Source organism: Veillonella seminalis (assembly GCF_003992065.1).
In the GTDB taxonomy this organism is placed as follows: domain Bacteria; phylum Bacillota; class Negativicutes; order Veillonellales; family Veillonellaceae; genus Veillonella_A; species Veillonella_A seminalis.
This window is the reverse complement of record NZ_RQUZ01000006.1, coordinates 99,229-112,577: the sequence shown is the minus strand read 5'-3', so window position 1 is coordinate 112,577 and position 13,349 is coordinate 99,229. Positions and strand designations below refer to the sequence as shown.

The following is a 13,349-nucleotide window of genomic DNA, read 5'->3' as shown; positions in this document are numbered from 1 at the left end:
AACAAATACGGCAAATTAGAAGTTATAGCCTACGCCGGCATGGAAGCCTTTAGCGGATACTTTATCATTATCTACATCATATTTGTCATATTGATAATATAAGCTGAGATCGAATTCATTATTCAATGCGTAAGTAGCACCTACTTGGTAAGTATTTTTAATGTCGGTGCCGAAACCTACTTTAGCAAAGCCTTCAAGACGATCTGCCAAAGGCATATGACCGATTACACCAACCTGTAAACCGGTTTCATGATCGCCGGCAGCTTTAATATAAGTACCGCCTGCATATACGTTAAAGTTAGGGTGAATATCATAAACAGCATTCAATTGATGATCTTTAATGTCGCTGCGATCATCAAGATTGATTTTGTTAAAGGAATACTGCAATGCCCATTTGTCAGTCAAACCGGTCTGCAAATTAACGCCGAAGCCGTCAGCATGACCGCTTTCACCGGTTACGTTTTGGGAAAAACTGTACTCAACACCGATTTTGCTATCGCCTTGATTGATGTCAGTTACAGGTACAGCAGCTGCGAAGGCAGCACCTGTTAACATTGTGGCAGCTAATGTAGCTACTAACACTTTTTTGTTCATAGAATTACCTCCTCTTAACACATACACGCTTAGTAACCAACTAGCGCTTCATAAACGTAGGGATTTCAGGACCTACAGTACCAAATGGAGATTTCACGGCAGCTGATTTAGGTTGTGCGCCGAAGCCCGTAGCAACAACAGTGATTTGTACGCGATCTCCAAGGTTTTCATCTATAACGGAACCGAAGATAATATTAGCTTCAGGATCCGCTGCTTCGGAAATGATTTCAGCTGCTTCGTTAATTTCGAATAAGCTCAAATCACCGCTACCGGTAATGTTCAAGAGAATACCTTTGGCGCCTTCGATGGATGTTTCCAACAATGGGCTGTTAATAGCCATTTTAGCAGCGTCAACAGCACGGTTTTCACCTTCGCCGATACCGATACCCATAAGAGCTTCGCCTTGGTTTGTCATAATAGTTTTAACATCGGCAAAGTCAAGGTTAATAAGACCAGGTACGGTAATCAAATCGGAAATCCCCTTGATACCTTGACGAAGCACATCATCAGCAGTGCGGAATGCTTCGTTCAAAGGAGTTTTCTTATCAACAACTTGTAATAATTTATCATTAGGAATTACGATAATTGTATCTACTTTGCTGGTTAACATTTCAATACCTTTATCAGCTTGGTTCTTACGACGTTTACCTTCAAAAGTGAATGGTTTTGTTACTACGCCAACAGTCAAAGCACCCATTTCACGTGCACATTCAGCAACGATAGGAGCTGCACCGGTACCGGTACCGCCACCCATACCTGCGGTTACAAAGACCATGTCGGAACCTTGAAGGGCTTTTGTAATTTCTTCACGACTTTCTTGAGCCGCTTCTTCCCCTACCTGTGGGTTAGCACCGGCACCAAGACCTTTAGTCAATTTTTCACCTAATTGAATTTTTATATCTGCTTTAGAATTATCCAAAGCTTGAGTTTCTGTATTAGCCACAAGGAAATCTACACCTTGAAGACCACTGTCAATCATACGATTTACGGCGTTACTTCCGCCGCCACCAACACCGATTACTTTAATACTTGCGAATTCCGACATTTACGTTCCTCCTCCTGTTGCCCGTAAAATTTATATGCCCTTTATTTCAAACAACATGATTATTTCAATACTATTATAACTTAGTTCATTTCATTTTACACTATTTTTTTTAATTTTTCTACTCTTTTACATTAAAGTATACCTTATTTCGTACGTCTTGACAAAAGCAAACGTCTAATGGCTGCCGTATTTTGAAATAAACGTAAACCAAAGCTGATGAGTGCTACATAATAAAGATCAATGCCCACAAAATTTCCCAAGAATACTAAGAGTGCAGCTAATAGTGAGTTTGAAAAGAATCCTGTCAGAAATATCGACAAATTGAATATTCGTTCCAACGCGGCACGCGTGCCGCCAAATACACTATCCAATGCGGCCAACAAAGCTACCGATGTATATTTGGCATACACCGGCGGGATTTCAAGCGGTGACATTATACCAATAATAATGCCCACTACCAAGCCTCCGACGATAAATAAGTACATCATTATTTTTTATCGCCTCCTTGCTTAACTGCCTGTAAATGTTCTTCTTTAAATGTACCGTTGAAAGCCGGCACCACCATCTGATTCACTTCTTGAATCTTCAGCTCAATGCCCCAGTACTTCAAAGACTCTACTACGCCACCGCGCATAGTGAGCGCCGCCGACAAAGTCTTTGGATCCCCAATAGCTTTAATCACAAACGGAGGACCGAATACTTTACCGTTAACCATAACCGTCGGTCCCGCACAGCGTACTTCCGAAGTACCGGTCAACCGTTGATCGTTAACGGCAATGGCTTCGGCGCCGCCGGCGCGCAATTCATTGAGCACACGCAATAAGTCCTCATCATGAATCAAATAAAGGTTAGGGTTTTCATTATCTTTCACCGGTATTTTACTGTCATTAATAGTGATTATGACACCGGGTCCGCTTACATCGGTAAGACCGGCTCGCTGTTTTAACAAGTTGATGTCCTTAACTAAACTAGCCGAGGCATCTCCTTTTTGTATTTTTTCTAATTGTTGCCGCAGTTCATCACGCTCTTTTTCCGCCGCGGTCAATTCACGTGCTAAATCTCCTGTTCGCTGTAAATGGATATTGCTGTCTGCTATGCTTTGTGTCATTTTATACTGACCGACCAGCATAATCCCCAGCAACATACTTACAGCCGCTATCGCCCAACGACCTTGCTTTAACATGCTTCCTCTTCCATTTTTCTATTAAGGCGTCTTAATAAACGGCGCCTTTACATTGACATCCAAATATTGTGCTGCCACACCGCGAGCCTTCACATCACGCAACATGTTTTCAGATAAAGGCCCTTTTTTATCCATATCCGTCGTATCGCCCAAATGAAGCGGTAAGCCGTCCACCGTATAAGCGATTAACTGATTGGCATCACCTACATTAATTTCGGCAATTTGCTTACGACCTTCATCACTCAGTGAATTCAAATAGGTTAACGCACCTTTAATGACCGGTTCGTCAATCTGGTCGCCCAATAAAACATTGCCCAATTTAATGCCGGAAATAATCAGGGCTGACGTATCTTCAATAGCCGCCCCAACATTAATAACTTGTCCCTTAGCATCCAAAGTAGCAAAACCAAACTGAGTCGCCACCACGGCGGCCGCACGTCGTTCGGTTACATTTACCTGTAAAGTAAGGGGCAATACATAGGTTACTTTTACCGAATCTACACGCAAGTCATGCTGTAAGCGTTCTTCCAACTGACTCGCATTAATCTGCAATAAATTAACGGGATAGCGTATATTGCCGGCAGCCATTACATCCGATACCGTTACATTCTGACTACCGGTCACCGTAATTGACCCGAACGGGATAGGCAAGATAAATAAAAGCAACCAAAGCAGTAATACACCGGCACCGATCAAGACAATACGTCGACGCCATGCATGAGGATGCTTAGGCGGCTCCGGCGGTTCCCCGCCGTTTTGATAGTATCCTGGTTCATCACTGTCGGCTGCAGCCGAGTAGTTCGAGTCAAAAGCGTATAAAGGTCGGTCCGTTCCCCGATAATGTCTTGGTGAATTCGTTGTTTCCGATTGCTCGTCATTTCTGTTCGGCATGCCATAGCCCGGTCTTGCTTGTTCACCGGTCTGATTCGTTGACGGCCCTTCCTGGCGGGCCGACTCACCATATGGCCGAAATTTTGCAGTCGGATTTGGTCTCACTGCTTCTACCGGACCTTGTCCGGCCGATTGATTCCCATACGTTTGCTGGCTCCAAGTCGAGCCTTGACCGTTTGCCGGGTTTTGCCCCCACGCGGATTCACGTTGCTCATATGGTGCTGCCGGTCTTCTGTAACCGGATGAATGTTGCCGATTCTCTCTATCCATCGCAGTATCTCCAGTTTACTTAAAATTTACCTAAACCGGCGGTGAGCAGAATTTTTTCACACAGGGTCGGAAAATCCATCCCCATGGCTTTAGCAGATTTTGGTACCAAGGAAGTGGCCGTCATGCCCGGAATCGTATTATATTCCAATACAAACGGTTCCCCTGCTTTATTCGTCATAAAATCGATACGAATTACGCCGGAACATTGCAATTCACGATATACGTTTTCACCGATAGCCTGCATCTTTTCAGTCAACGCATCATCAATCGGAGCCGGTACCAAATAATCGGTAGCACCGGTCGTATATTTTGAAGTGTAATCATATTCGCCGGAATGCGGTCTGATTTCAATAACCGGCAAAGCCTTACCTTCCAATACGGGAACGGTAAATTCATGGCCGTCCAAGTACTGCTCTACCACCAAAATATTGTCATATACAAGTGCTTCTTTGACAGCAGCCGTAAGTTCGGAGGCTTCACGTACAATAGTAACGCCGATACTGGAACCTTGAGTAGCCGGTTTCAAAACAACCGGAATCGTAAAGTTGGCTTTAATATGAGCCACAATATCCGCTTCACTTTGTGTTTCGCCATTGTATGATTTAGCCATTGCCGTCGGAATGCCGGCACCGACAAATACGTCCTTACTGATTTTCTTATTCATACCTACGGCTTGCGCCATAACACCGGAACCGGTATAAGGGATGCCTGCCATTTCAAGCAAACCTTGAAGCGCACCGTCTTCACCGAATTTACCGTGCAAAGCATTAAATACGATTTCGCCGCCTTGAGCTTTAATATCCGCCAACAATTGTTCCGGCACCAATTCCAAAGTTTGAGCATTATAACCTAAACTGCACAAGGCTTCGGCAATAGCTTTACCGGTTCTGCGGGAAACTTCCGCTTCTTTAGAAGGGCCACCCATTAGTACTATAATTTTTTTATTTTTCATGATTATTCCTCTTCCAATGCAGCCAATAATTTAGGTCCGTATTGACTAATGCTGCCGGCACCCATGGTAATTACCAAGTCGTCCGGTTGTAATATTTGTTTAACAATTTGCGGTACATCATTTACATCAGCAATATAATGAACGGTCTGCCCCGTCGTGGCCTTAACCATATCAGGAATCGAATGACCGTCAATGCCTGCAATCGGATCCTCGCCGGCACTGTAAATATCGGTAATAAATAATACATCCGCATTTTCAAAGGCTTTACCGAATTCTTTCAACAATAAATTAGTGCGGGTAAAACGGTGCGGTTGGAATATACAAACAACACGGTGCGACTGTAAAGCTTTGGCCGCACTCAAAGTGGCCGCAATTTCCGTCGGATGATGTGCATAATCATCAACGACCCATACACCTTTAACATGGCCCTTGGTTTCAAAACGACGTTTAGCACCGGTAAATTTAGCTAAAGCAGCTACCACTACATCAGCCGGAACGCCGCAACGAGTGGCCATAACGAAGGCACCTAATGAATTCAAAGCATTATGAGTACCCGGAACTTTAAGGCGAATCGTTGCCACTACTTCGTTCCCTTTCATGGCTTCATATACCAAAATGCCCTTTTCATAATGAATGTTGCGAGCCGTATAATCATTACCTTCGCCAAGACCATAGGTAACAAATTGACGATCCACGCGCGGCATTACTTTTTGAATCGACGGATTATCGCCGCATACAACAGCCGTACCGTCCTTCGGTAATTTACCGACGAATTCGCAGAATGCATCCAATAAATGCTCCATCGTACCGTAATGATCCATATGATCATTTTCAATATTGGTAATGACAATGGCCTTAGGATTTAATTTTAAGAAAGAACCGTCACTTTCATCCGCTTCGGCAATGCTGTATTCGCCGCGGCCCCATTGACTGCTGCCGCCCAAATAATCAACTTCGCCGCCGATGATAACGGTAGGATCCAAACTGGCTTCCACAAAAATCTGTCCCAACATGGACGTGGTCGTCGTTTTACCGTGCGCACCGGCTACGGCAATCCCCTTTGTAATATCCAATACGGCTTTAACAATATCGGAGCGATGTAAAATCGGAATTTGTAATTCTTGAGCCGCCATGAGTTCCGGATTATCCGCATGAATAGCCGTTGAGCGAACAACCGCATCAACGCCTTTTACATACTCCGCATTATGGCCGATATGAATTGTAGCTCCCATTTTACGGAAACGTTCCGTCACGGCCGATTCCTGAATATCGGAACCGGATACCTCAAAGCCCTGACTGATTAAAATATTGGCAATCGCCCGCATACCTGAACCGGCGATACCGATAAGATGTATTTTATGAATACCATCCAACATGGTGTAATCTCTCCTTATTCTTTATTTTGCAATATCCAACGCCAATTGGGCTATATCGTGAGCCGCCTCCGGTTTTCCCAGCGATTTGGCTGCCACCGACATACGTCCCAATTCATGCGGATTGTTTATAAAGAATTCAATTTCACCAATCAAATCCTTACCTTGCAACATTTTATCCACAATCATTCGAGCCGCTCCGGCACTTACCAAAGCCCTTGCATTATATGTTTGATGATCCTCCGCCGCATACGGATACGGAATCAAAATCGATGGAATACCTCGCACCGTAAGTTCCGCAAGACCGACAGCGCCGGCACGGAATACAGCCAAATCAGCGGCTGCCAATGCCTTAGGCATTTCATGTAAATACGGCAAAATCACCGAAGTATCACTGAACGATTCACCGTCTTTAATGTGTAACGCCTCAAGCACACGATTATATTCACCCGTACCGGTTACATGAATCAGCTTAATGCCTTTACGGTTTTTAAAATATTCATGTACTTCAATCATGGCCGTATTAATACTGCGCGCCCCGCGAGACCCGCCGGCAATGAGAACGGCAAACTCATCATCTTTTAAATTAAAAAACTCACGACCTGCTGCCCGAGTATCTACCAATACTTCCGGGCGTACCGGATTACCGGTATACACCAGACGCTTCGCTCGAGGGAAAGCCTTTTTGGCATCTTCAAAACCAACCGCTACGATGTCGACAAAACGACTCAAGATTTTGTTCGTAATACCGCCAATCGTATTTTGTTCCTGGATAAGCGTCGGTACATGACGCAATGCCGCGGCCAACAAAATCGGTCCGCACACATAACCGCCGGTGCCGATAACAATATCCGGCTTAAATTCGGATATAATGCGATTGGCCTTCCATAAAGAGCCCAAGGTTTTGCCAAAAGTAACCAATGCGTGTAATGAAAAATTACGATTCAAACCTTCTACCGGCAATGTTTTAAACGGAATTCCTTCCTTAGGCACCAACGTAGCTTCCAACCCTTTGTCGGTTCCGATATATAAGAATTCAGCCTCCGTCATAGCGGCTATTTCTTTGTAAATGGTAATGGCAGGATAAATGTGACCGCCCGTGCCACCTCCTGAAATAATAATACGCTTCATGACTAAGACCCCTTCTTATCAGCTGTCATCGCAGCCAATGCATGTACTTCGTTTTTAAAATCATCGCCTCGTTCTTCAAAACAATGATACCAGTCAAAACTGGAACAAGCCGATGACAATAATACCACATCGCCCGGTTTTGACAATTCATGCCCCTTCGCTACAGCCTCAGCCATAGAGCGAACACGATAAATCGAATCGATACCGGCTGCTTTAGCCGCCTCCTCGAAACGAGCCGCCGCATCCCCCATGAGAACCAAGGCTTTCGCATGCGTTTTAACCATGGCCATAAAATCGGTCAGATCTGTCATCTTATCATAACCGCCGGCCAATAAAATAACCGGTTCTTTGAACGCTTCCAACGCTTTAACGGCCGAATCCGTATTCGTCGCTTTTGAATCATTATAATAAGTGGCCCCGTCAATCACGGTAACACGTTCCAACCGGTGTTCCACCGCTTTAAAATTCGCAATCACATCATGCAGTTGCGCCGCCGTAATGCCCAAATCATAAGCGAGAGCAATAACAGCTAAAATATTTTCAATATTATGACGCCCCGGCAAGTGAATCTCATCGGTACCGATAACAGGCTCTACCTCATTATTACGCACGGCCCAGCACTGATTGCCCGCAAAATACGCTCCATCCGTCACACCATGTTCCTGACTGATGCAAAGTATTTTACCCGGTACCCGTGCTTGCATGCCGGCTACCAACGGATCATCCAGATTGAGTACCGTTCGTTCCGCTTTCGTCTGTTGCTTAAATATATTCTCTTTGGCTGCCTGATACGCTTCCATGGTTTTATGTCGCTGTAAATGATCCGGCGTGATATTCAACATAATAGCGCCTAACGGTTTAAAGTTTTTCACCGTTTCCAATTGATAACTGGATACTTCGGCTACCAAATAACCGTCAGCAGGAATTTCATACGCCGCTTCACTCAAAGAGTCACCGATATTACCGCCCACCATTACAGGTTTGCCAGTTGTTTTCATGACTTCACCCAATAAAGTGGTTGTTGTAGTTTTGCCATTGGTACCGGTAACGCCAAGGATAGGTGCTTTGGAAATGTCATAAGCCACTTCCACTTCCCCCACAATATCCATACCGCGTTTGGCAGCTTCTACCAGAATAGGAATAGTAAGTGCAATGCCCGGCGATACCACAATACGATCAACAGCCGCCAATAAATCAATCTCCTGGCGACCGGTAATAACGGTTACATGAGCTTCCTGCAATAGTGCCGCTTCAGCCGATGTAAACGCAACATCTTTATAATCGTTTAAAGTAACGTCAGCCCCCAACATTCCCAATACGTGAGCGACACCGATGCCGCTCCGACCTGCACCTAACACTAAAATTCGTTTACCCTTGTACTCCATGATTACGCCTACCTATCGCATTACATAAAATAACAAACCACATACGGCAAACATGCAACTGCCGAGCCAAAAACGACTCACCACTTTTTGCTCGCTCCAGCCGGACAATTCAAAATGATGATGAATCGGACTCATTTTGAAAACACGGACACCGCGAGTTTTAAATGATACGACCTGAATAATAACAGATAAAGCTTCCATTACGAAAATACCGCCGATAATAATCAACAATAATTCCGTTTTGGTCAAAATCGCCATTCCCGCAAAGGCACCGCCTAATGCTAAAGAACCAGTATCGCCCATGAATACTTTAGCCGGATTAGAGTTAAAATATAAGAACCCGATCACAGCCCCGCAAAGAGCAATGCCAAAGAAAGATACACTCGGTTGCAATGCAAGCATGCCGATTACCGTATAGGCAATAGCTGCGGCTGCTGAAGTACCGGCAGCCAAACCGTCGAGCCCGTCCGTCAAGTTAACGGCATTGGTGGTACCCACAATAATGATAAATACCAACACATAATACATCATACCTAAATCAAAAGTGGTATTTACAAACGGGATCCAAACAGTAGTCGGAATAACCATAACTTCCGTTGCAATATAGCAGAATACGGCGGACATAATAATTTGTCCCAATAATTTCTGCTTAGCCGTAAGGCCTAAATTACGTTTTTTAACTGACTTAATGAAATCATCCAAGAAGCCCAATAAACCATGACCTAATGTTAAGAACAGCAATACCCACGTAGCCATTTGAAACGGTGCAAACACCCATACGGTCACCACCATAGCCAACAGCATGAAAATACCGCCCATAGTCGGCGTGCCCGCTTTGGCTAAATGGGCTTGCGGCCCGTCTTCTCGTATGCTTTGCTGCGCATGTAACTGTCGTAATAAAGGTATTCCTATTTTTCCTAGTATTAACGTTATTACCAACGCAGTAATAAACGCAAATAATAATTGCATGGTCATTCGAACTATCGCTCCTTACATTACGGCCTTCATCAAGCCGATTAACTCATTATTTTTTACACAGTTTGGCAAATATTAAAACCTGCCGCGACCTTTCAAAAAATAAAGGCCGTTATATATGGTAGTACATATAAGGCTGTAATGCAAATATAATTCTCGCTTTTTAAAAAAGTTCGGCTGTAAACTACCACAACCGGACAAACGTCCTTATTGAAGTACCTCTCTGTCTTCAAATTCGGTAACTACCCGTTCCATGCGAAGACCACGCGACCCTTTTACCAAAATAACATCGCCCTTAGCCCGTATATCACAATAAGCATTCACCATATCCAAATGGCTGTCGCAAATCTTGGCCACTCGAATACCGGCCGACTTGGCTTCGCGGGCAATAAATTTTGCGGCCTCACCAAAAGTATACACTTGATCGTAACCTTCCGCTACCAGTAATCGGCCGATTTCACGATGATGTTCTTCGGAAAACTCACCTAATTCAAGCATATCACCGAGCATGGCGATTTTTCGTTTACCGTCAAGTTGGCCCAATGCTTTAATAGATTCAGCCATGGACATAGGATTGGCATTATACGCATCATTTAATACAACAAAATCACCGAAAGAAACGATCTCCTGACGCATCGACATGCCTTTAAAAGCGCCTAATGCTTTAGCGATTTTTTGCGAAGATACACCCAAGGCACGACCTACCGAAATCGCAGCTAAAGCATCATATACATTGTGTTCCCCGATCATCGGTAAAAACACATCAAATACTTCATCAAAACTGCGGCAGGTAAATTTAATGCCGTCTTTTTTATAACGTAAGTTAAAACCCGAAATAGTGGCTTTCTCTTTTATACCGTAATAGATAATTTTGCCATCCGTCAAATTCCCCATCTGACGAACAAACTCATCATCTTCGTTTAAAATAGCCGTCCCCGTTGCCGGAATGTGCTGAATCAGTTCACTCTTAGCCTTCGCAATGTTTTCACGAGACCCCAACAATTCAATATGACTGTTACCTACATTGGTGATTACCCCCACCATCGGTTCGGCAATACGAGCCAATTCGTCAATCTGACCGAGACCGCGCATCCCCATTTCAACGATGCAGGCCTCATGGTCGGCGGTAAGCTGTAACAAAGTTTTAGGCAAACCGATTTCATTATTAAAGTTCTTTTCGGTTTTTAATACATTAAACTTAATACCCAATACAGCGGCAATCATTTCTTTAGTTGTGGTTTTCCCCGATGAACCGGTAACGGCCACTACGGGAATATCAAAACGTCGACGATGATAATTTGCCAATTGCTGATACGCCAATAAAGGAGACTCTACTTCTACACAGATGAGATTTTTAATTGTATGCCCCGGTTTAACCAAAGCACCCAACGCTCCGTTAGCTTGCGCTTGCGGCAGAAAATCATGACCGTCGAAGGTATCGCCCGTCAAGGCAACAAACAACGAACCTTCTTCAATGGTGCGCGTATCCGTCGATACATTAGTAAATACTGTTGTTTCACTTGCTTCCCCGTTATAGGTACCGCCTGTTACGGTCAACACCTCCCGGAGCGTAAACTCTGCCATTGTTATCTCTCCTTTAATGCTTCGCGGGCAACTTCCCGATCGTCGAAATGAATCGTTTTATCTTTTAAAATCTGATAATCTTCATGGCCTTTACCGGCTATAATCACCACATCACCGGCCTTGGCCGCCTTAATGGCTGCATGAATGGCACTGCGTCGATCCGTAATAACCGTATATACCGAACCTTCACGAAGACCTTCTTTCACACCTTCCGCCACTTGAGCCACGATTTTCTCCGGATCTTCCGTACGCGGATTATCAGAGGTTACAAAAATTCCATCACCATATTGTGCAGCAATACGTCCCATAATCGGACGTTTCGTTGCATCACGGTCACCGCCGCAACCGAACACCACAATAATATGTCGTTCTACGATTTTCTGAGCCGTTTGCAAAATATTTTCCAAACCGTCCGGTGTATGAGCATAGTCAACAACTACGGCAAAAGGTTGTCCTTCTTCCACCAGTTCAAAGCGTCCCGGTACAGCCGTAAAATCACTAAGTGCCTTAATAATATCTTCCATGCTTACGCCTTCAAAGAGACAAGCACCGATAGCCGCCAAGGTGTTATATACATTAAAGAGTCCCGTAATGCGCATATGAATCGGATATTCTTTACCTTCATACACAATGTCATAAGCGGAAGTCTTAGCGGTAATCGTAAGATTTTCACCTTCCAAGGTACCTTTACCTTTCGTACCGTAGGTAATAAGCGGTGCAGAGTTTTTAGCCATAACCCTTTCGCCGTACGGATCGTCAATATTGATGACAGCGCCCTTATTCTTTTTATGCTGATTAGGAGCACTTACCTGTTCAAATAATTTACATTTGGCCGCCAAATAGTTTTCAAACGTTTTGTGAAAATCGAGATGGTCTTGCGTCAAGTTAGTAAATACAGCCGTATCGTATTCTACACCGGCTACACGATTAAGAGCCAATGCATGAGAAGATACTTCCATGATGCAATGAGTTACCCCTTCTGCCACCATCTGTGATAAAATATGCTGTAAATCAACTACATCCGGGGTTGTATTATGAATCGGATAGGTTTTATCGCCAATCATAACGTGAACAGTACCGATAATTCCCACTTTGTACTCTTGGGCACGTAAGATATGACCGATAATATGAGTCGTAGTCGTTTTACCGTTCGTACCGGTAACCCCAATCATGCGCATCTTGCATCCCGGATAATCATAAAAGAACGGTACACATTGCTGCATGGCGATACGTGTATCTTTTACCGTCAACACCGTAACCGTATCCGACACCTCAATCGGCTCCGATGCCAATATGGCCACCGCACCGGCTTCAACAGCTTTGTTGACATAATCATGCCCGTTTACATGAGCGCCTGTGAGACAAATAAATAAACTGCCTGCTTTAACTTCTCGGGAATCCGCCGTAATATGACTAACTGCCATATCAACAGCGCCCTTCACGGTTACATCGGATATAACGTTTACTAACTCTTGTACTGTTTTCACAATATTTCCTCCATCTCAAACAAGGAAAGCAGCTCACTTCCGGAGCTGCCTCATACTGTAGTTTAGTCCCTGATGTGAGGTGTTACATTCACATCACGTTCTACAGTAGTACCTTTGCTGTTGTACACAAAAGCATCGGGCAAAACCATTCCCAATTTGTCTTGCGCAATCTGCTGAATTCGTGTCGGCGATTTTAATTCCGCCACTTCCAAACTCAATTCTTCATTATCTCTGGTAAGTTGTACCATTTCACGTTGCATGCTTACCAATTCGTAACCGGCGCCGGCTTTGACCACGCGCCCTCCCAAAATAGCGGCTACCATAATGCCTGCAATAACTAATAACATTAAAATTTGTTTCAATTCCGGCGATGCGTTACTGAATACACCAACTTGTTTCGCTCGACGTGTTTGTGTTGGTATATATGGTCTCGCCGTCGGTTGTGCAACCCTTACGCCGACTGTCTTTCTCGCTAACAT

Annotated in this window: 13 protein-coding genes; all 13 read right to left on the bottom strand. The window is 44.3% G+C overall.

Annotation, left to right across the window (positions count from 1 at the left end):
• Positions 1-15 precede the first annotated feature (15 nt).
• Positions 16-594, bottom strand: coding sequence for an outer membrane beta-barrel protein (locus EO126_RS05405; protein ID WP_006554935.1), 579 nt, complete (start codon positions 592-594; stop codon positions 16-18).
• 40 nt (positions 595-634) lie between these two features.
• Positions 635-1,639, bottom strand: a complete 1,005-nt coding sequence (ftsZ, locus tag EO126_RS05400) for a cell division protein FtsZ (protein ID WP_006554936.1) — start codon at positions 1,637-1,639, stop codon at positions 635-637.
• A 143-nt stretch (positions 1,640-1,782) separates the two neighbouring features.
• On the bottom strand, positions 1,783-2,127 hold the full coding sequence (locus EO126_RS05395) for a small basic family protein (protein ID WP_006554937.1): 345 nt from the start codon (positions 2,125-2,127) through the stop codon (positions 1,783-1,785).
• A complete protein-coding gene (locus tag EO126_RS05390) occupies positions 2,127-2,822 on the bottom strand; it encodes a DUF881 domain-containing protein (RefSeq protein WP_006554938.1) in 696 nt (231 codons plus the stop codon). The genes EO126_RS05395 and EO126_RS05390 overlap by 1 nt, the downstream gene beginning before the upstream one ends.
• Before the next feature lie 21 nt (positions 2,823-2,843).
• Positions 2,844-3,983 (bottom strand): cell division protein FtsQ/DivIB, encoded by a 1,140-nt coding sequence (locus EO126_RS05385; RefSeq protein WP_006554939.1) that lies wholly within the window; start codon positions 3,981-3,983, stop codon positions 2,844-2,846.
• A 19-nt stretch (positions 3,984-4,002) separates the two neighbouring features.
• Positions 4,003-4,935, bottom strand: coding sequence for a D-alanine--D-alanine ligase (locus EO126_RS05380; RefSeq protein ID WP_006554940.1), 933 nt, complete (start codon positions 4,933-4,935; stop codon positions 4,003-4,005).
• A gap of 2 nt (positions 4,936-4,937) precedes the next feature.
• Positions 4,938-6,311 carry a UDP-N-acetylmuramate--L-alanine ligase gene (gene murC / locus EO126_RS05375; protein WP_006554941.1) on the bottom strand — a complete coding sequence of 458 codons (1,374 nt, stop codon included), beginning with the start codon at positions 6,309-6,311 and terminating at the stop codon, positions 4,938-4,940.
• A 21-nt stretch (positions 6,312-6,332) separates the two neighbouring features.
• Complete coding sequence (murG, locus tag EO126_RS05370) at positions 6,333-7,439, bottom strand: undecaprenyldiphospho-muramoylpentapeptide beta-N-acetylglucosaminyltransferase (protein ID WP_127007892.1); 1,107 nt, start codon at positions 7,437-7,439, stop codon at positions 6,333-6,335.
• 2 nt (positions 7,440-7,441) lie between these two features.
• A complete protein-coding gene (gene murD, locus EO126_RS05365; protein ID WP_006554943.1) occupies positions 7,442-8,824 on the bottom strand; it encodes a UDP-N-acetylmuramoyl-L-alanine--D-glutamate ligase in 1,383 nt (460 codons plus the stop codon).
• Between the two features lie 12 nt (positions 8,825-8,836).
• Complete coding sequence (gene mraY / locus EO126_RS05360) at positions 8,837-9,799, bottom strand: phospho-N-acetylmuramoyl-pentapeptide-transferase (protein WP_127007890.1); 963 nt, start codon at positions 9,797-9,799, stop codon at positions 8,837-8,839.
• A 207-nt stretch (positions 9,800-10,006) separates the two neighbouring features.
• On the bottom strand, positions 10,007-11,383 hold the full coding sequence (locus EO126_RS05355) for a UDP-N-acetylmuramoyl-tripeptide--D-alanyl-D-alanine ligase (RefSeq protein WP_006554945.1): 1,377 nt from the start codon (positions 11,381-11,383) through the stop codon (positions 10,007-10,009).
• 2 nt (positions 11,384-11,385) lie between these two features.
• Entirely contained in the window at positions 11,386-12,870 is a 1,485-nt protein-coding gene (locus EO126_RS05350; protein ID WP_127007888.1) for a UDP-N-acetylmuramoyl-L-alanyl-D-glutamate--2,6-diaminopimelate ligase, read from the bottom strand.
• Between the two features lie 62 nt (positions 12,871-12,932).
• Entirely contained in the window at positions 12,933-13,349 is a 417-nt protein-coding gene (locus EO126_RS05345; RefSeq protein ID WP_006554947.1) for a septum formation initiator family protein, read from the bottom strand.

Excerpts from the sequence above, each read along its gene's own strand:
- EO126_RS05405 (WP_006554935.1), bottom strand. The coding sequence starts at position 594 with ATGAACAAAAAAGTGTTAGTAGCTACATTAGCTGCCACAATGTTAACA.
- ftsZ (WP_006554936.1), bottom strand. The coding sequence starts at position 1,639 with ATGTCGGAATTCGCAAGTATTAAAGTAATCGGTGTTGGTGGCGGCGGA.
- EO126_RS05395 (WP_006554937.1), bottom strand. The coding sequence starts at position 2,127 with ATGATGTACTTATTTATCGTCGGAGGCTTGGTAGTGGGCATTATTATT.
- EO126_RS05390 (WP_006554938.1), bottom strand. The coding sequence starts at position 2,822 with ATGTTAAAGCAAGGTCGTTGGGCGATAGCGGCTGTAAGTATGTTGCTG.
- EO126_RS05385 (WP_006554939.1), bottom strand. The coding sequence starts at position 3,983 with ATGGATAGAGAGAATCGGCAACATTCATCCGGTTACAGAAGACCGGCA.
- EO126_RS05380 (WP_006554940.1), bottom strand. The coding sequence starts at position 4,935 with ATGAAAAATAAAAAAATTATAGTACTAATGGGTGGCCCTTCTAAAGAA.
- murC (WP_006554941.1), bottom strand. The coding sequence starts at position 6,311 with ATGTTGGATGGTATTCATAAAATACATCTTATCGGTATCGCCGGTTCA.
- murG (WP_127007892.1), bottom strand. The coding sequence starts at position 7,439 with ATGAAGCGTATTATTATTTCAGGAGGTGGCACGGGCGGTCACATTTAT.
- murD (WP_006554943.1), bottom strand. The coding sequence starts at position 8,824 with ATGGAGTACAAGGGTAAACGAATTTTAGTGTTAGGTGCAGGTCGGAGC.
- mraY (WP_127007890.1), bottom strand. The coding sequence starts at position 9,799 with ATGACCATGCAATTATTATTTGCGTTTATTACTGCGTTGGTAATAACG.
- EO126_RS05355 (WP_006554945.1), bottom strand. The coding sequence starts at position 11,383 with ATGGCAGAGTTTACGCTCCGGGAGGTGTTGACCGTAACAGGCGGTACC.
- EO126_RS05345 (WP_006554947.1), bottom strand. The coding sequence starts at position 13,349 with ATGTTAGCGAGAAAGACAGTCGGCGTAAGGGTTGCACAACCGACGGCG.